Origin of the sequence: Tistrella arctica (assembly GCF_039630945.1) — a bacterium.
Classification (GTDB): Bacteria; Pseudomonadota; Alphaproteobacteria; order Tistrellales; family Tistrellaceae; genus Tistrella; species Tistrella bauzanensis.
This window is the reverse complement of sequence record NZ_JBBKTV010000002.1, coordinates 153,081-171,608: the sequence shown is the minus strand read 5'-3', so window position 1 is coordinate 171,608 and position 18,528 is coordinate 153,081. Positions and strand designations below refer to the sequence as shown.

Annotated in this window: 17 protein-coding genes; 11 read left to right on the top strand and 6 right to left on the bottom strand. The window is 67.8% G+C overall.

The window, feature by feature from the left end:
* The gene (locus tag WG924_RS04860; protein WP_345931893.1) at positions 1-759 is read right to left on the bottom strand and encodes an IclR family transcriptional regulator; all 759 of its coding nucleotides are present in this window, start codon (positions 757-759) and stop codon (positions 1-3) included.
* Positions 760-1,082: 323 nt separating this feature from the next.
* On the opposite strand from WG924_RS04860, the gene WG924_RS04855 reads away from it, so the two are divergent.
* The 8 genes from WG924_RS04855 to WG924_RS04820 all read left to right on the top strand — a co-directional run bounded on the left by WG924_RS04855 (position 1,083) and on the right by WG924_RS04820 (position 10,684).
* The gene (locus WG924_RS04855; protein WP_345931892.1) at positions 1,083-2,237 is read left to right on the top strand and encodes an acyl-CoA dehydrogenase family protein; all 1,155 of its coding nucleotides are present in this window, start codon (positions 1,083-1,085) and stop codon (positions 2,235-2,237) included.
* Positions 2,234-3,280 (top strand): acyl-CoA dehydrogenase family protein, encoded by a 1,047-nt coding sequence (locus tag WG924_RS04850; RefSeq protein WP_345931891.1) that lies wholly within the window; start codon positions 2,234-2,236, stop codon positions 3,278-3,280. Before WG924_RS04855 ends, WG924_RS04850 begins: the two co-directional genes overlap by 4 nt.
* Positions 3,281-3,289: 9 nt before the next feature.
* Positions 3,290-5,575, top strand: a complete 2,286-nt coding sequence (locus tag WG924_RS04845; RefSeq protein ID WP_345931890.1) for an acetate--CoA ligase family protein — start codon at positions 3,290-3,292, stop codon at positions 5,573-5,575.
* A 124-nt stretch (positions 5,576-5,699) separates the two neighbouring features.
* Positions 5,700-6,743, top strand: a complete 1,044-nt coding sequence (dctP, locus tag WG924_RS04840; protein WP_345931889.1) for a TRAP transporter substrate-binding protein DctP — start codon at positions 5,700-5,702, stop codon at positions 6,741-6,743.
* Between the two features lie 104 nt (positions 6,744-6,847).
* Complete coding sequence (locus tag WG924_RS04835) at positions 6,848-7,429, top strand: TRAP transporter small permease (RefSeq protein WP_372044712.1); 582 nt, start codon at positions 6,848-6,850, stop codon at positions 7,427-7,429.
* 13 nt (positions 7,430-7,442) lie between these two features.
* On the top strand, positions 7,443-8,732 hold the full coding sequence (locus WG924_RS04830) for a TRAP transporter large permease (RefSeq protein ID WP_345931887.1): 1,290 nt from the start codon (positions 7,443-7,445) through the stop codon (positions 8,730-8,732).
* 27 nt (positions 8,733-8,759) lie between these two features.
* The gene (locus tag WG924_RS04825; protein WP_345931886.1) at positions 8,760-9,659 is read left to right on the top strand and encodes an SDR family oxidoreductase; all 900 of its coding nucleotides are present in this window, start codon (positions 8,760-8,762) and stop codon (positions 9,657-9,659) included.
* Positions 9,656-10,684, top strand: a complete 1,029-nt coding sequence (locus WG924_RS04820) for an aldo/keto reductase (RefSeq protein WP_345931885.1) — start codon at positions 9,656-9,658, stop codon at positions 10,682-10,684. Before WG924_RS04825 ends, WG924_RS04820 begins: the two co-directional genes overlap by 4 nt.
* A gap of 48 nt (positions 10,685-10,732) precedes the next feature.
* Here WG924_RS04820 and WG924_RS04815 read toward each other — a convergent pair whose 3' ends face one another.
* The 5 genes from WG924_RS04815 to WG924_RS04795 are packed head-to-tail and all read right to left on the bottom strand — an operon-like array spanning position 10,733 to position 15,093.
* On the bottom strand, positions 10,733-11,734 hold the full coding sequence (locus tag WG924_RS04815; protein WP_345931884.1) for a class I SAM-dependent methyltransferase: 1,002 nt from the start codon (positions 11,732-11,734) through the stop codon (positions 10,733-10,735).
* A 12-nt stretch (positions 11,735-11,746) separates the two neighbouring features.
* Positions 11,747-12,784 carry an NAD(P)H-dependent flavin oxidoreductase gene (locus WG924_RS04810; protein ID WP_345931883.1) on the bottom strand — a complete coding sequence of 346 codons (1,038 nt, stop codon included), beginning with the start codon at positions 12,782-12,784 and terminating at the stop codon, positions 11,747-11,749.
* 26 nt (positions 12,785-12,810) lie between these two features.
* Positions 12,811-13,872 (bottom strand): class-II aminoacyl-tRNA synthetase family protein, encoded by a 1,062-nt coding sequence (locus WG924_RS04805; RefSeq protein WP_345931882.1) that lies wholly within the window; start codon positions 13,870-13,872, stop codon positions 12,811-12,813.
* Between the two features lie 58 nt (positions 13,873-13,930).
* Positions 13,931-14,182: an acyl carrier protein gene (locus WG924_RS04800; RefSeq protein WP_345931881.1), complete on the bottom strand. Its 252-nt coding sequence runs from the start codon at positions 14,180-14,182 to the stop codon at positions 13,931-13,933.
* Complete coding sequence (locus tag WG924_RS04795) at positions 14,182-15,093, bottom strand: diiron oxygenase (protein ID WP_345931880.1); 912 nt, start codon at positions 15,091-15,093, stop codon at positions 14,182-14,184. Before WG924_RS04795 ends, WG924_RS04800 begins: the two co-directional genes overlap by 1 nt.
* A 951-nt stretch (positions 15,094-16,044) precedes the next feature.
* Here WG924_RS04795 and WG924_RS04790 point away from each other — a divergent pair.
* The 3 genes from WG924_RS04790 to WG924_RS04780 all read left to right on the top strand — a co-directional run bounded on the left by WG924_RS04790 (position 16,045) and on the right by WG924_RS04780 (position 18,433).
* Entirely contained in the window at positions 16,045-17,370 is a 1,326-nt protein-coding gene (locus WG924_RS04790) for an MFS transporter (protein WP_345931879.1), read from the top strand.
* Complete coding sequence (locus WG924_RS04785; RefSeq protein ID WP_345931878.1) at positions 17,367-17,807, top strand: thioesterase family protein; 441 nt, start codon at positions 17,367-17,369, stop codon at positions 17,805-17,807. Before WG924_RS04790 ends, WG924_RS04785 begins: the two co-directional genes overlap by 4 nt.
* Positions 17,808-17,938: 131 nt before the next feature.
* The gene (locus WG924_RS04780) at positions 17,939-18,433 is read left to right on the top strand and encodes a hypothetical protein (protein WP_345931877.1); all 495 of its coding nucleotides are present in this window, start codon (positions 17,939-17,941) and stop codon (positions 18,431-18,433) included.
* Positions 18,434-18,528 lie beyond the last annotated feature (95 nt).

Genomic DNA, 18,528 nt, shown 5'->3' with positions numbered 1-18,528 from the left:
TCAGCCGATATGGCGCGCGATCCCGTCGCGCATCACCGCGACATAGCGGTCCAGATTGGCTTCCAGAACATTGGTCAGCCCCGCCAGCCCGATCACCAGCGGCTTGTCGCCGGGGGCGGTCGGCAGCAGCATGGCGATCAGGCCGCCATTGGCCGTGACCTGATTGGCCGAAAAGGCATAGCCTCTGGCCCTGACATCGGCAATCACGTCGATCAGCCGCGGAATGTCGATCCGCCGGCCCGGAATCGCGGAATTGCCCGGGGCGACATCGGCATTGTGGCGCTGGGCCAGTTTGCGGATGGTGTCGTCATCCATGGTCGACAGCAGCATCCAGCCCGATCCCGACCAGCACAGCGGCCGGACCGTGCCAAGCCTCACCACCATCCGCATCGGGTTGGTCGCCTGCAACACCTGGATGTAATGGGCGCCGAGGCCATTGCGCGCCGCCACCACCACAGTTTCGCCGGTCTGCTCGCTCAACCATTCCATCAGGTGCATCAACTGGCCGTCCTTGAACAGGTTGGCCTGGATCCAGTTGCCCAGCAGCGCCACCCGCGTGGTCGGCATATAGGTGCGGGTCGCCGGCTCATAATCCAGATAGCCCAGCGTCACCAGGCTGCGCATCAGCACCGATGTGCTCGACAGCGGCCAGTCGTGATGCTCGGCAATCTCCGACACCGTCGCCGCGCGCCGGACGTCGTCGAAATACTCCAGCACGTGAATGACCCGCGCCGCTGATTTGACCACGTCCCGGCTCATGCGTGGCGTTCCTTATCGTTGGTGGCGCGCGGCGGATATGACCCACCCTTCGTTGCTCAGACCCTATAGGCCGCGATATCTTCTGTCAAAGTACATATGTGAAATCGCACCGCACAAATGAATTTTAGCCTACACAGACGGGCCGGTTTCGGGCTGTCATGAGCTGGCAGATCAAGCACAAGAGCATCCGGTTCATGCCATTGATGTCGCAAGCATTCGTGCTTGCGGCATGAGGGCGGACGCATGCCTGCCGCCCGGCGGGCCGCGTGTCCATGCCCATCCGGCGCCGGCTGCTCGTGCGCATCCCCCGGAGACCTCCCGAGATGCAGGAATTCACCTTCGCGCCGGCCGTCATGCCGCCGGCCGCCGAAGCGCTCAGAACCGAGGTGCGCGACTTCCTCGCCGATGCCCGCGCCCGTGGCCTGTTCACGCCCAGGCGGCATTCGTGGTCGAGCTTCGATCCCGCGTTCAGCGCCGAGTGCGGCCGGCGCGGCTTCATCGGCATGACCTGGCCCAAGGCGTTCGGCGGCGGCGGCCGCTCGGCGCTGGAGCGCTATGTCATGACGGAAGAGATGCTGGCCGGCGGCGCGCCGGTCGGCGCCCACTGGGTCGCCGACCGCCAGAGCGGGCACCAGATCCTTCACCACGGCAGCGAGCGGGCCAAGGCTCTGATTCTGCCGCAGATCTGTGCCGGCACCTGTTTCTTCGGCATCGGCATGTCGGAACCCGATTCAGGGTCGGACCTTGCCGCCGCCCGCACCCGGGCGGTGCGTGTCGATGGTGGCTGGTCGATCACCGGCCGCAAGGTCTGGACCAGCAACGCCCATCGCGCCCATTACCTGATCGTGCTGGCCCGCACCGAACAGCGCAGCGACGCCAACCGCCATGCCGGCCTCAGCCAGTTCATCGTGCCGCTCGATGCCGAGGGCATCGAGGTGCGGCCGATCTATAATCTCTATGGCGGGCATGATTTCAACGAGGTGGTGTTCGACGGCGTCTTCGCCCCCGATGACATGATGATCGGCGAGGAAGGCAGCGGCTGGACCATGGTCACGGGCGAGCTGTCATTCGAACGCTCGGGCCCCGACCGCTTCCTCAGCACGGTGCAGTTGCTGCTGGAAGTCATTGATGCATCAGGCCCCGAACCCGATCGGGCGGCCGCGATCGATATCGGCCGCAAGGTCGCCGAACTGGCGGCCCTGCGCCGGATGTCGACCTCGATCGCCGGCATGCTCGATCGCGATCTGCGGCCGATCACCGAAGCGGCCCTGGTCAAGGATCTGGGCACCGCCTTCGAACAGTCGATCCCCGAGGTCGCCCGCCGCCTGCTGGCGATCGAGCCGCGCATCGACCGCGAGGACGGCGATCTGGCCGCCCTTCTTGGCCACACCGTGGTGGCCGCACCCGCCTTCACCATCCGCGGCGGCACCCGCGAGATCCTGAGGGGCATGATCGCAAGGGGGCTCGGCCTCAGATGAGCCACGATATCCGTGACATGATGCTGCGCACCGTCGACCGGCTGGTGGCGGTGGAAGCCACCCGGCAGATGCGCAGCGATGCCGATGGCGGCGGTTTCCCCGACCGGCTGTGGCAGGCGATGGAAGCCGCCGGCCTGACCGACGCCGATGCCATCGACGACGAGATGACCGATGCCGCCGACATGCAGGCGCTGGTCCGCCACACCGCCCGCCACGCCCTGCCGGTACCACTGGCCGAGGTGATGGCCGCGCGCCGCCTGTTGAAGGCCGCCGGCATGGCGGTGCCAACACAGGGCATCACCGGCATCGGCACCACCGCCCGCGACCACGTGGACGACCTGCCCCGGCTGGACGATGCCGGCCGGGTGACCGGTCGCTTGCATCGGGTGCCGTTCGGCCGCCATCTTGGCCAGGTGGTGTTTGCCGCGACCGGCCCGGATGGCACCGCACATCTGGTGGTGGCCGAGGCGCCCGCCCCTGCTGACACCGATATCAATCTGGCCGGCGAGGCCCGAGACGATCTGGCCTTCGAGGCCGCATCGGTCGTCGAGACCCGGCCGGTCGCGGATGCCGCCGATCAGGTGATGGCGATGGGGGCTGCATTCCGCGCGGTCCAGATCGCCGGCGCCCTGTCGGGCGCGCTGGGCCAGACCGTCGCCTATGCCGGCGAACGCGAGCAGTTCGGCCGGCCGATCGGCAAATTCCAGGCGGTGCAGCACATGCTGGCGGTGCTGGCGGCCGAAACCGCCGCCGCCAGTGCCGCGGCCGATCTGGGCTTCGACGACGCCGGCCGAACCGATACCCTGCGCGCGGCATTGGCCAAGTCGCGGGCGGGACAGGCCGCCACCGATGGCGCCGCCCTGGCCCATCAGATCATGGGCGCCATGGGCTTCACCCGTGAGCACAGCCTTCACTATCAGACCCGCCGGCTGTGGAGCTGGCGCGACGAATTCGGCAGCGATGCGCTGTGGCAGGCCCGGCTTGGCACCGACATCGTGCGGGCCGGCGGCGACGCGCTGTGGCCGATGCTGTCGCGGCTCTGACCGCGGATGATGACCTTTCTGCCCCAAGGCGACCAGACCCAGATGACCACCACCTCTCCTCCCCAGACGACCCAGCCTCTCCAGACCGTCACCACCACCGATGCCATCCACCGCCTGCTGAACCCGCGCCGGGTGGCGGTGGTCGGCGCCTCCGACGACATCGTCCGGATCCGCGGCCGGGTGATGCATCTGCTGCTGAAACGCGGTTTCGACGGCACCGTCTTTCCCGTCACCCCCAGCCGGGCCGAGGTTCAGGGCATCAAGGCCTGGGCGCGGATCGGCGACATTCCGGGCGGCGTCGATCTGGCCCTGATCGCGGTTCCGGCATCGGCGGTGCTGGGCGTGCTGGAAGACTGCGCCGCCGCCGGTGTCGGCGCCGCCGTGGTCTATTCCTCGGGCTTCGCCGAGGAAGGCGGCGCCATGGCCGAGGTTCAGGCCCGGATCGCCACGCTCTGCCGCGACAGCGGCCTGCGCGTGATCGGCCCCAATGCGATGGGCTTCTACAACATTCTGTCGAAAACCGCCGCCACCTTCAGCCCGGCCGCCGAGATCGCGCCGGTCGACCTGCCCGCCCCCGCGCGTGGCATTGCGGTTGTCGCACAGAGCGGCGGGCTGGGTTTCGCGCTGTATAACCGGGGCGTGCGCCGCAAGCTGCCCTTCACCCATGTCGTGGCCACCGGCAACGAGGTGGATCTGGAGGCGCTGGATTTCGCCGATCATCTGCTCGACGATCCGGCGGTCACCCAGATCATGATGTTCATCGAAGGTGTGAAGAACGGCCACAAACTCGTTCCAGTGGCGGAGAAAGCGGCCCGTCTCGGCAAGCCGCTGATCGTGGCCAAAGTCGGGCGCTCCGCCGCAGCCCAGCGGGCCGCCGCCTCGCATACCGCCAGCCTGACCGGCTCGGATGCCGCCTATGATGCGATCTTCGGCCGCTATGGCGTGATCCGCGCCGACGATCAGGACGAGATGATCGACATCGCCGCCGCCTTCTCGGTCTGCCCGAACGGCCGGGCCTCGCTGCCCCGTGGCCGGCGGGTGGCGATCGTCACCTCGTCGGGCGGCTCCGGATCGTGGATGGCCGATGCGATCGAACAGGCCGGTCTGGAGGTGCCGTTGCTGTCGGACGCGCTTCAGGCCCGCATCCGACCGGTGATCCCCAGCTATGGCGCCACCCAGAACCCGGTCGATATCACCGCCCAGGGGCTGGATGCCTTCGATCAGGTGATCGAGGCCCTGGCATCGTCGCCGGAGGCCGACGCGGTGGTGATCGTGGCGCCGCTGGGCAGCATCGGCGCGAAGCTGCCCTTCGATGCCGATGCCCTGAAACACGCGATCGCCCACGCCGGCAAGCCGGTGGTATTCTATTCCTATACGCCCCCCAGCCCCGAGATGACCGCGCTGATGGCCGAGGTCGGCACCGCGATCTTCACCACCTTGACCGGTTGCGCCGCGGCCCTGGCCCATCTGGTGCGCTATGGCGAGGCGATGGACCGTCTGGCCAGCGCAAGCTCTGTGGCCATTCCGGCCATGGACGCGATCGCCGGCCGCGCCGCGCAGGCGCTCGACACCCTGCCGCGTGACGGCCTGCTGACCGAGTTTCAGGCCAAGCGCCTGCTGGCCGCCGCCGGCATTCCGGTTACCGAGGAACGGCTTGCCGGGTCGGCTGCCGAGGCGGTCGCGGCCGCGCGCGCGCTGGGTGGGCCGATGGCGCTGAAACTGATGTCACCGGATCTGCCACATAAGACCGATGCCGGCGCCGTTCTGCTGAATGTGCAGGGTGATCAGGCCATAACCGCTGCTTATGACAAGCTCTCCGGCCCGGTTGCGGCCGCCCTGCCCGATGCCCGCATCGATGGGGTGCTGGTGCAGAAGATGGCACAGGCGGGTATCGAGATGATCGCCGGCGTGATGGTCGACCCCGATTTCGGACCGCTGGTGATGATCGGCAGCGGCGGCATCTTCGTCGAGATCCTGCGCGATGTCGCCGTTTCCCCCGCCCCGGTCGACCATGCGGAAGCCCGGCGGATGATCGGCCGGCTGAAGGCCGCCGCCCTGCTGGCCGGTGCTCGTGGCCGGCCGGCCGCCGATGTCGAGGCCCTGGCCGATCTTCTGGTCCGCCTGTCGCATCTGGCGGTGGCCGCCGCCGGCAGGGTTCAGGAGATCGACATCAATCCGATCTTCGTCCACACCCACGGGCTGATCGCCGTCGATGCCCTGGCGCGGATGGAAGACACTACCGACAGAGGACGCGCCATCGGCCCTATGGTGGCCACGGCCGCCGCCGGTGAATAACCCCTGCACAGCATCACGACCGGCACGCATGCCGGCCGTGATCCACCGCCGAACCAGAGACAAACCGGCCGGGCAGACATCCGCCCAGAAGATGCGACCCCCGGCCCAGGGAGGAAATAAGACAATGTCGTCATGGACCCGCCGCACCACCGGTGCCGCCGCCATTCTGACCGCCGCCGCCATGTTCCAGGCCATCACGGCCGGGCCGGCTGCCGCGGATGACACCATCACCCTGCGCGTCGCCCATTCCTATCCGGTGCGCCATACCGGTGCCCAGGCAATGGAATATTGGGGCAAGCTGGTCGACGAACAGTCGAATGGTCGTCTGAAGTTCGAGATCTATCCCGCTGAACAGCTTGCGAAATCATCGGATCTTCTCGACGCGGCGATCAACGGCATCGCCGATATCACCTATGCGGCGCCGCTGTATATTTCCGACCGGCTGCCGCTGTCGACCATCGCCGCCGTGCCGCTGGTCGGCAACGAAACCGATCCGCGCGCCCAGGTGAAGGCCTTCTCCGCCCTCGCCCTCGGCACGCTGAACGAGGTTGAGTTTCTGCCGCAGGGTGTGCGGGTGATCGAGGCCGCCGTCACCTATCCCTATCAGTTGATGACCACCAAGACCCGCATCGAACGGCCGGACCAGCTTCAGGGCGTGAAGCTGCGCTCGTCGGGCGGCATTCAGGAACGGAGCGTGGAAGCGCTGGGCGCCATCCCGGTCGCGATCCCGGCGCCCGATCTGTATCCGGCCCTGCAGCGCGGCACGGTCGACGGCTCGCTGTTCAACGTGCCCACCGCCGGTGGCTACAAGCTGGAAGAGCAACTGCGCTATTCGACCAACAACCTCAATTTCGGCCTGTTTCCAACGATTTATGTCATCAACGAAACCGTCTGGCAGAAGCTGCCCACGGATCTTCAGGATCTGCTGATCAAGACCGGCAAGGAGATGGATGTCTTCGTCGACAAGCTGTATGGCGAGCGTGCCGAAACCTTCGCCGCCGATCTGGAGAAGCGCGGCGGTGCGGTCTATGACATCGCCGAGGCCGATCTGCCGTTGTGGGCGGAACGCCTGCAGCCCGTGCAGGCGGCCTGGGTGAAGGAATTCGACGGTCGCGGTATGCCCGCCTCACGCGTCTATCAGGAATGGGAAGCCCTGCTGACCCGTTGAGGGGGCCGGCCCTTCAGGGCGGTGGCGACGCCGCGATGCCGTAAGGCATCGCGGCGCCCCCCGTTTCACCCCCACCGTTCCGGTCATGGCGACCGACGACGAGGATGACGCCCGTGACTTTGATCGACCGCGCGGTTCAGCGCCTTGAGACCCTGCTCGACGGCGCCGCCATGCTGGCGCTGATCGTGATGATGCTGCTCACCGTCGCCGATGCCGGCGGCCGCTATCTGTTCGCCTCGCCGGTGACCGGCGCCTATGAGATCACCGAATTCTATCTGATGATCGCCGTGGTGTTCTTCGGCCTGGCTGGCACGGAACGCACCAATGGCCATGTCCGGGTCGATCTGGTGCTGGCGATGATGCCCCGGCGCCTGCGCCTTGGCCTCGACACCCTGTATCTGCTGGCGGCGGCGGTGCTGTTCGGGCTGATCGCCTGGAAGGCCGGCGATACCGCCTGGATGAACCTGAAGGCCAATCGCTGGACCGGCGGCGCCATGCCGCTGCCGACGGCGCCGTCCTGGGCGATCGTCTCTCTGGGCGCCGGCGTGCTCAGCCTGCGTCTGGTGCTGCGCGCCTGCCTGCTGATACCGGCGATCGTCACCGACCCGCCGCAGTCCGCCCCGACAGATGCCGCCCCGATGAGCGATGGCCCCGCAACGCCCAGCCCCGCCCGGCCGGGTCGCTAAAGGAGACGGTTCCATGGATGTCGCCCTTCCCATGACGGCGCTGGTGGTGCTGATCTGCCTTGGCATGCCCATCGCCTATGCGCTTGGCGTGACCGGTGCGGTCGGTGCCGCAATGGCGATCGGCTGGATGCCCACGCTCGGCGTGTTGCAGACCACGCCCTATCGCACCGCCGCAAATTTTCTGCTGTCGACCATCCCGCTGTTCATCCTGATGGCGGAACTGCTCGCCCGATCGTCGATCGTGCGCAATCTGTATCGGATGTGTTTCCTGTGGCTGGGCCATATCCGCGGCGGGCTGGCGCTCGCCGCCGTGGCCGCCTCCACCGGCTTCGCGGCCCTGGCCGGGTCCAGCACCGCCGCCGCCGCCGCGATGGCGCGGATTTCGGTGCCCGAGATGCGCCGCTATGGCTATGACGACCGTCTGGCGGTCGGCACGGTCGCGGTGGCCGGCACGCTGTCGATCATGATCCCGCCATCGCTGGGCCTGATCATCTATGGCGTGCTGACCGAAACCTCGATCGGCAGCCTGTTCATGGCCGGTGTCGTGCCGGGCATTCTCACGGCGGCGGGTTACGTCACCGTCATCATGCTGTGGGTCAAGCGCCGGCCCGAGATCGCGCCCGCCGCCCCCAAGGCCGCGCGCGCCGAGCGCGTCGCATCGATCAGGCCGGTCTGGCCGGCGGCCGTGCTGGTGGGGCTGGTTCTGGGCGGCATCTACTCCGGCGCCATCACCGCCACCGAGGCCGCCGCCGTCGGCGCCATGGGCGCGCTGATCATCGGCATCGGCTGGGGCGGGTTGCGCCGGAGCGAATTCGCCGAGGCGCTGCGCCACACCCTGCGCTCCACCGCCATGATCTTCGCCATCGTCATCGGCGCGATGATCTTCGGCTATTACCTGGCCGCCACCCGCGCGCCACAGGAGCTGATCGACTGGGTCGGCACACTGCCCCTGCCCGCCTGGGGCATCCTGCTGGTGATCGTGCTGATCTATCTGGTGCTGGGCTTCTTCATCGACCAGTTGGCGATCATCATCCTGACCCTGCCCCTGACCTTCCCGCTGGTCATGTCGCTGGGATACGACCCGATCTGGTTCGGCATCATCGTCACCAAAACCGCCGAAATCGGGCTGGTCACGCCACCCTTGGGCATGAATGTCTTCGTGGCCGCCAGCGCGTCGAACACCCGGGTCGAAACCGGATTCAAGGGTGTGATGCCGTTCCTGATCGGCGAGTTCGTCGTTCTCGGCCTGCTGATCGCCTTGCCTGAGCTCAGCCTCTGGCTGCCCGGCCTGATCGCCTATTGATCCCCGTTCGGATTGGAGCCCGCATCCATGTTCACCGCTGATCTCCTGAAGGGCCGCCGCGCGCTGATCACCGGCGGCGGCACCGGCCTTGGCCTCGCCATCGCCGGCCGCTATGCCGAACTCGGCGCCGATCTGGTGCTGGTCGGGCGTCGCGCCGACGTGCTGGATGATGCCGCCGCCAGCCTCGCCGCCCGCCATGGCGTCACCGTCGACGCGATATCCTGCGACGTCCGCGATGCCATCGCGGTCGATGCCATGATGGACCGGGCCTTCGCCACCCGCCCCGTCGACATTCTGGTCAACAATGCCGCCGGCAATTTCCTGGCCCGCAGCGAGACGCTGTCGCCGCGCGCGGTCGACGCCATCATCGATATCGTGCTGAAGGGGTCGGCAAATGTGACGCTCGCCGCCGGTCGGCGCTGGGTCAGCGCGGGATTGCCAGCGGCGGTGTTGTGCATCCTCACCCAGTCGGCCCTGACCGGCGCCCCTTATAAACTGCCATCGGCCATGGCCAAGGCCGGGGTGCTGGCGATGATCCGCTCGCTGGCGGTGGAATGGGGGCCGCATGGCATCCGCCTGAACGGCATCGCACCGGGGCCGTTCCCCACCGAAGGCGCCTTCGGCCGGCTGCGGCCGGCCGGCACCGAGATGCCGCCGCCCGAGGCGGGGGTGGCGCTGGGCCGCACCGGCAAGCCCGCCGAACTGGCCGATCTGGCGGCCTTCCTGGTGTCGGATGGCGCGGGCTATATCACCGGCGAGGTGCTGGCGATCGATGGCGGGCGCCGGCTTGAAGGGGCGGCCGGGCCAGATCTGGCGGCCTTGCGCGGCTGGACGCCTGCTGTCTGGGACAGTCTGCGCGGTGTCGGCCGCGCCGCCGCGCCTGCATCCGCAGACGAGGCCATACCCGCAATCAAGGATCGATCATGACCGACATGCCGTCATCACTCCCCGCCATCCGCCTCGGCAGCCATGGCCCTGTGGTCTCGGCCGTCGGGCTGGGCTGCATGGCCATGACCGGATCCTATGGTCCGCGCGACCCCGGCGAGGCGCTGCACACCATTCACCATGCCATCGACCGCGGCATCACCCTGATCGACACCGCCGACATGTATGGCTGGGGTGCGAACGAAACCCTGGTCGGACAGGCCATCCGCGATCGCCGCGACCGGGTGGTGCTGGCGAGCAAAGTGGGTTTCGTCCCGCCCGAAGGCGGCACCGATGGCGGGCGCGGCATCGATGGCAGCCCGGCCCATATCGGCCGGGCGATCGAAGCCAGCCTGCGGCGGCTTGGCACCGATTGCATCGATCTGTGGTATCTGCACCGGGTCGACCCGCAGGTGCCGATCGAAGACAGCGTCGGCGCGATGGCCGATCAGGTCCGCAAGGGCCATGTCCGGCATCTGGGCTTGAGCGAGGTTTCGGCCATAACTCTTTCTCGTGCCGCAAAAATACATCCGATCGCGGCGGTGCAGAGCGAGTATTCCCTGTGGTCGCGCGATCCGGAAGACGGGCTGCTGGATGCCTGCCGCGATCTGGGCACGGCCTTCGTCGCCTATGGCGTGCTCAGCCGCGGCGCGCTGGCCGGCACGCTCGCCAGCGCCGCCGATCTGGCACCCGATGACAACCGGCGCAACTATCCGCGCTTTGCCGCCGACAATCTGGACCGCAATCTCGATATCGTCCGGCAGCTTGGGGCGATCGCCGGGCGGCTGGGCATCAGCACCGCCGTGCTGGCGATCGCCTGGGTGCTGGACCGGAACCGCCAGCCCGCATCGCCCCCGATCGTGCCGCTGTTCGGCGCCTCGCGGCCGGCGCGGATCGACGATAACCTGGCGGCACTCTCGGTATCGCTGACCGACGAGGACCGGGCGGCGATCAGTGCCGCTGTGCCGCCCGGTCTCGTGGCCGGGGCGCGCTATGCGCCCGACCGTATGGCGGCCATCGATCTCTGATCAGACGATCTCTGAACAGACCGGGCCGCCAGACTGTTTCAACCCGCGTCAGCCACGCAGACCCGTCACCATCGACAGGCCCGATTGGCCGACCGGGCCATAGGTGATGTCGGTGAAGCCGGCGCGGGCGGCCAGATCCGCCATCTCCTGAAGCGTCCGGCTGTGGCCGCCGCTCCACAGGGCCAGCGCCGACAGGTTGTGCAGGGTGGCGAACAGCGGACCGGTGCGGTCCGGCTGCACGAAATGCCCCTGCACGACCACCCGCCCGCCCGGCGTCAACGCATCGCGCGCCCGCCCCAGCATCGACAGGCAGACATTGTCGGATTCCTGGTGCAGCACGTTCGACATCAGCACCAGATCCAGATCGGCGCCGAAGCGGTCATGGGCATAGTCGATCACAGCCGTCGAGATGCGATCGCTCAACCCGTGCTCAGCCACCATCGCGCGGGTGATGTCCAGCACCGGTTTCAGATCGAGTACCGCGACATGCAGCGACGGCGACGCCTGGGCCAGCGCCATGGCATAGGTGCCGGCGCCGCCGCCGATATCGGCGGCGCGGCGCAGACCGTCTAGCGGGATGGCGCGCGGCAGTTCGGCCGCGCCACGGCGGGCATACTCATGCATGCCCAGGATGAAGTCGCGCATATAGGCCGGATCGTCGCCCAGCCGGAGGCCCTGATCTTCCACGGTCCGGCCGGTGCGCACGGCATCGGCAAGCTGGCTCCACGGCCGCGACCATCGGCCCATCACCCGGACCCAGTGGATCAGCGTGTCGGGCGACGCGCTGGTCAGCAGCCCCGCCGCCAGATCGCTGTTGCGATAGCGGCCATCGGTTTCCGGATCGCGGGTCAGCAGACGCAGCGCCACGCCCGCATCCAGCAGCCGGGTCATGCCGTCGACCGATGTGTTCAGCCGGTCGGCCAATGCCGTCGCGCGCGACGGACCGTCGGCCAGGGCATCGAACACGCCAAGCTCGGCCATGGCATAAAGCGGCTGCCCCTCCCAATAGCCGAAGGCGAGCCGGCTCAGGGTCATGAAGGGAATGTCCATGTCTGCGTCTCCCTAGCTTTGGGCGGCAATGGCGGCCGGGCGGGCATCCCGCCGCCTGGCGGCACGACCTTGTGCGACACCGGCAGCCAGCCGCCGCACGATATCGGCCGCCGGCTCGATCGCGGTCACGGCATCGCAGCCGGTGCCGCAATACAGCGCCATGTCGTCGATCCGGCCGCTGGTGTGGATGGTGGGCACGGCGGCCGATCCGCATGGCACCGGGTATGGCCGGCCGAACAGCACCGTGCGGCCGATGAAGGTCGGAGCCGGCGGGGCTGCGGCCTCGGTGACCGCATTGCGCAGCACCCGGTGGCGCCGGCCGGCCCACCCGATCTCGAACCGGTCGGTGATCACGGTCTGACCGGCGTCGGTGGCGGCCAGGACCCGCGCGCGATAATGGTCATGCGCGGCGCTTTCCGTGGCGCAGATAAAGGCCGTGCCGGCCAGGACCGCGTCGGCGCCGGCCTCCGCCGCCATCGCGGCGGCGTTGGCATCGCTGATCCCGCCCGCCGCGATCAGCGGGATGTCGGGCAGGCGTTCGGCCACCGCCGCCACCAGATCGAGCACACCACGTGCCGACAGATGGTGACCGCCGGCTTCGTGGCCCTGAATGACAATGGCGCCAGCCCCCCGGCGCACGGCTTCCACCGCGTCGAACACACTGCCGGCCTGCACGATCACCGCCCGGCCGGCATCGCGGGCAAGCCGGATCGCCGCCGCGGGCGGCAGGCCATAGAAGGTCACGAACGGCCGGGCGGCGGGCGCCTGCGTCACCCCCCGCACCTGATCGAGCAATGTCGGCTCGGACACCACCTCCGGCACCAGATTGATGCCGAAGGGCCGGTCGGTCAGCGCCGCCGCCTCGGCGATCAGGGCCGCGATCTCATCGGGATTGTGCTTGTACAGACCGATGATACCCGCCCCGCCGGCCTCCGCCACCGCCGCCACCAGACGCGGACCGGCAACGCCACCCATGCCGGCCTGAAACACCGGCAACCGGGCGCCGACCAGCGCGGCCGCCCGCCCCGGTGCCGTCGTGTCAGTGCCCATGCGAGGATCGCCCAGGCCCGCCGGGATCACGCGCCCGCCCCGGCATCGGCCGGCCCCCTCTCCCGCCTTGCATTGGCGGCGCCCCCGGTCGCGCGTGGCGGTTTGGGGCGCTGGGCCTCGTCGGCCGGGGGCGGCGCCACCAGATCGCCCGGCAGCAGGCCCGATGCCGCCAGTTCGGCCGCCTCATCGGCGATCGCCACCTCCAGTGCCGCGCGGGCGCGCCGGACATCGCCGTCATGCATGTCCAGCAGCGCATGCATCCAGCGCTCAAGGCCGAAGGCGACACAGCCGCTGAAGGCGTGGCTGCCATCCTTGGTGTGAATGTCGCAACGCTCGCCAAAGAAATTGCGATGGAAGTTCACCGAGGCGATCGCCAGCGTGTCGCCATAGACGAATTCCTCCTTCACCGGGAACAGCTTCTGCATGGCGGTGCGGGCGGCATCGTTCGAGAAGAACGGATCGGTCGCCGCCTCGATCTTCAGCGGCAGGTCCAGCCGGTCGGCGAAGGCCAGAACCCGGGCGCGGAAGGTTTTCAGATGCGCCTTCACCGCATCCTGCGGCCCCACGCAGACGATTTCCCGCATGGTGAACCCGGTCAGCCGGCGCAGGCCGTCGTAATAGGCTTCACGACGGAAGCAGCGCGCGACCGTGGTCACGAAGCGGGGGGCATCCAGCCTGGCGCCGCGCAGATCCAGATACACGTTATAACAGGCGGCCGTGGGCAGGACATGGGTGGCATCGGTCAGACGGTCGCCGGCGATTCGAGTCACCGGACCGGCCTTGGCCTCGTCGGCCACGGTCGCGTGATGGACCTCGTCGATGCCGGCGGTCATCACGCCCAGATGCGGAAAGTTGTGGAAGAAATCCAGGGTATCGAGATCGGCGGCACGCATCAGCGGCGGATAGATCATCGGCCGTGCCGGCACGCCGCGCGCCCAGCCACGGATATGGTCGTCGAGGGCGATCATCAGTTCGGTCACGTCGGGGCCCAGCGTCACCAGCCCGTCTTCGGCGGCACGAAACAACGGCTCCGCGCCGGTCGCGGCGCCGTGGCCACAGTCATGTTCACTGCCATGTTCACTGCACATCGGGGGTCACCATCAGGAAGTGCGGCGCGGAACGGCTGCATCCAGCGCCAGAGCGGGTTCAACCGGCCAGGAAGGTGCGGCGGATCGCGGCGCGGGTGCGGAACGCGTCGACCGAGACGCCGTCGAGCAGGTTCGCGCGGCCGGTCACCTCTTCCAGCACAAAGACGAACTCCATGAAATCAAGACTGTCGATCACCCGGTTCTCGATCAGGTCCAGGTCGTCGGGGATCGTGTCGAGCTCTGGATTGCGGGCCAGAAGCCAATCGACCACACGGGTTTCGGCATTGGTGGCGGGGGTCTGATCGGTCATCATGCGGCCTCCCGTACAGGGCGGAGAATTCCGGTTGCGGTCATGAAATCGGTCGTCCGGCGCAGGACGCGGGCATCGAAGGCCGCGCGTGCCGGATGGCTCAACAGGCCGCGGCGCAGCGCCAGCGGCTCGGCGATCCCGGCATCGCGATAGGCATCGGGCGAATAGAAGCCCCGGATGCTGGCCGTCATATAACGGCGCAGATAATCCGAGACCCGGTCGAGCAGCGCCTCGTCGCCACGGCGGCACAGATCCTCGTGCAGCAACACCATCAGCTTGCGGCCGAAGGCGATATGGCGGCTCTCGTCGACATGATGAACCTGATTGATCTTGCGGATCGCCGGGTCGAGCCGCTCATCGGCGCCCATCGCGGTGTTATAGAAATCCACGATCTCTTCGAAGATCGTGATCCGCGCAAAGACCAGGAAGTTCTCGATCAACGGATCGGGCGCGGTCTCAATCCGCACCTGCCGGTCCGGATACAGTTTTCCGGCATAGCGCAGGCAGAATTCGGCGAAAAACCACATGTGGTCATTCTCTTCGCCGACGAAGTGATGGAAAAAGCGCGAGGCGACTTCATATCCGGGCTCGTGCAGCCGGGCGATCACGGCCTGAAGCAGTTCGCGAATGCCGTGAACGTTCAGGCTGTAGAAATTGATGCTCTCCCACTTCGCCAGCGTGCGAAGCGTCGCCTCGTCGAGCGTATCGGCGGCATCCGTGCCCCAGACCGACAACAGTTCGGGCGGCATCCACCAGCTTGCCGGGTCGATCGCGTCGGGCCAGGCAAAGCTGCGATACGGGTTGTAATAGCCGTCGACCGACAGTTTCGACAACCGGTCGATGGCACGGGCGAAGGCCGGCTGGGCCAGAACACCCGGCGGCAGGGCTGATGACGTGCTGGTGTTAAGCATGAAGTGTCCCCTTCTCCGGCATCACCGCTCGCGGTGGTGCCGGCTCGATCGTTTCCACATGTCAGAGGCAAGGCGGCGCGGACATCCGCCCGCCGAAGGCGGGCCATCTGTCGCGCATCGGCAGCCGGCGGCATCCCCACGCACAGAGCCGCGCGGCAGAAGCGGTCAGGCCCGGTGCGGCGGATCAGTCTGCGGATGTCTGGTCGATCGGCGGTCTGGGCGTGCTCATCCGTTTCTCCCCGGAAGCTGCGATCAATCTATTTTTATTTGCAGAGACACCTGATCCATTTTGGATGGGTCATTCCGCAAGATGATCGCTTTAGGCGTTGCCGTTACCATAAATACAACCACTGGACGGGTGGTTCAATGCATGATTGTCAAAAGAATCGAGTTAGATCCATAATATAGACCTTTTGCGCAACATGGAAAGCGGCAGGTCCGAGCACAGGAAGCTCCAGTCGTGACAGATAAGGATGGGGTCTTCACGCCCGCCATATCGAATCAAACGGTGTAAATAGGGCAGCATACCTGCCCTAGATCGAGATTACCCGGCGGATCACCGGGTGACCCGCCACCGCCAGGCCTGCTGCATCTTGCGCCATGCGCGCCGATACCCGCCGGCCTGCCAAAAATTTCAGCGTCCAATGGTTCATATTGTGGTCGTATCGCCGGCACGTCATCTTTCTTTCGAAACGGCACCCGCCGCTGCAAAATGCGCCCATCTCGATCGCCGTTCAGATCGCATGGCGCAACGGACCGGTATAATCATCATGCGTTTGTATTCAAAATCCACGGATCATCCTCAGTATATATCCGCATCTCGGTCCATATTTGGATTTCCTGGCTTTTTTCGTGAAGATATTACCCATAAGCTCAGAGTCTTCGTGTCAGGGTTAATCTTTGTCACAAGCCGCGCCACCGCAAGGCCCTTCATTCGGAATCGCCCCGCCCATGCCCGACAGCCTTTCCACCACCGCCACCCCGGCCAGACATGTGCCACCGCGTGTCACGGTGATGCTTGGCCTGCTGATCACCGGATTCGCTCTCAGCCACCTCTACCGCACCCTGCCGGCGGTGATGGCCGCACCGCTGGTACAGGCCTTCGATATCGGCCCCCGCGGGCTTGGCGTGTTCGCCGCCGCCTTTCACCTCGCCTTCGCGCTGGTGCAGTTGCCGGTCGGGCTGGCGGTCGACCGTCTGGGGGTGCGGCGCACCGCCGGCGTGCTGCTGCTGATCACGGCCGCAGGCGCCGGCCTGTCGGCGGTGGCACCGGGCTTCGGCGTGCTGGTGGCGGCCCAGGCGATCATCGGCATCGGCTGTTCGGGCCTGCTGATGGCGCCGCTGGTCTTCGCCAGCCATGCCTGGCCGGCCGATCGCTTCGCCGCGGTATCGGCGGCTGTGGTGTCGATCGGCGGCGCGGGGATGCTTCTGTCCGGCACGCCGCTGGCGCTCGCCATTGAATTCGGGGGTTGGCGGGGGGCCTTCGCCGCCTGTGGCGTGCTGACACTGGCCGTGGCGGCGGCGATCTGGCTGGGCCTCGCCCGGGCGCCGCGCCCGCAGGCCGCCACGGCGCCGGGGTCGCGGGCCGGCCTTGTGGCCGATATTCGCGGCACGCTCGCCATTCTGGTGTCACGGCCGATGCGGCGCACGGCCCTGCTCGCGGCGATGTCGTATCCGGCCCTCATCACCCTGCGCGGCCTGTGGCTCGGCCCGTTCCTGCAAACCGCCCACGGGCTGGGCCCGGTTGCGATCGGCAATATCGTGCTGGGGCTGTCGGTGGTGATGGTTGCCGCGCCGCTGGCCTTCGGGCGGCTGGACCGGGCCGGCCCGCGCCGGCGGGCGCTGATGCGCGGCGGTGGTCTGGCGGCGGCCGCCGGGCTGGTGGCGCTGGGGCTTGGCGGCGGCCATCTGCTCGCCCTCGATCTGGCAGTTCTGGCGCTGATCACCGCCGCCGGCTCGTTCTATGTGCTGCAATTCGCGGTCGTGCGCGCCAGCGTGCCGCCAGAGGCCATGGGCCGGGCGCTGTCGGGGCTGATCTTCTGCTTCTTCGCCGGTGTCGCGGTCTGGCAGGTGCTGACCGGGCTGATCGCCGATAGCGGCGCCGCCACTCAGGGCCTCACCGCCGCTTCAGGCCCGGCCGGCGCCGATGCGATGCGCATGGTCTTTCTGGTACTGGGGGCGGGGCTCGGCGCCGTCACCCTGGCCACCACGCCCCGAGAACCCATCGCCCGTGACCCCTCATCGTCCATGCCCCCCATCGACAAGGTGTCTCCATGACCGATATCGCAAGCCTGTTGACCCCGCCCGCCGGCATCACCCCAGGGCTGGAAGGCCAGATCCGCCACATGGTCCGCGCCCAGGATCTGGCGACCGCGTGGCAGGGTCATGTCGCGGCCCTGGCCTCGGCGCCGGTGATCTGGCTGGCGGAACTGGCCTGCATGCGGGCGGTGGCGGACTATCTGCCCCAGGGCGCCACCACCGTCGGCGTCGGGTTCGACGTCCGCCACACGGCCCCCACGGCCGAAGGGATGGAGGTGGTGATCACCGCCCGGCTGCTGCGTGCCGTGGGCCGGTCGCTGCTGTTCGAGGTGCGCGGTGAAGACGGCGCCGGCGTGGTTCTGGACGGACGGATGACCCGCCACATCGCCGAGCCCGCTGCGGTTGTGGCGCAGATGGCGGCACGGTGCGGGCCGCCTCTGGCCACGCAGGGCTGACCTGCCCTGCAGCCCCGGCGCGGGCGCCCTGCGGGACGGGGCGGATGACAACACGCTCATGGATGGCTACATGAAGGCGGACCCGGCGGGGCAATTCCGTCGCCGCCCATGCCCAGGGAGCCGTTATCCCCATGACCACGAGCCCGGCCACCCCCCCCGCTCCGGCCACACCGACGGCCAGCTTCGGCCCCAACAGCCTGGCCGCCCGCGACCCGCGCGGCGCGCTGAAGCTGCTGTCATCCGCGCTGATCAACGTGCACAAGGCGCTGATCGATGCCGAGCTTGCCAGCTTCGGCGCCGTCGACGACCCGTATCAGCGCCTGGATCTGGTGTCCAACCACCCGCAATTCGTCTGGCTGAAGGCGTTTTCCAACACCATCCTGGCGATTGACGAGAACCGCAGCACGCGCCGCCTGCCGCCGCCGCATGTCGACGACGTGGCCGGGCATGTCACCACCGTGGCGGGCCTGACCGGCGTTGGCCCCGCGACCGATGCGGCCGACAATCACGCCCGGTTGCGCTATCTGGAACGGATGAGCACCGTGCCGGCCGTGACCGTGGCCCATGGCGTGCTGAAGCAGATCGTCGACCGCCTGTATCATCCGGCACCGGGTGCTGCGCACTGACGCCATCTCCCGATACGGCCCCACCCCTGAACGAAAAGAAGGCCCGGACGCACCCTCGTGTCCGGGCCTTCTTCCACAAGCCGGGCGGCGACGGC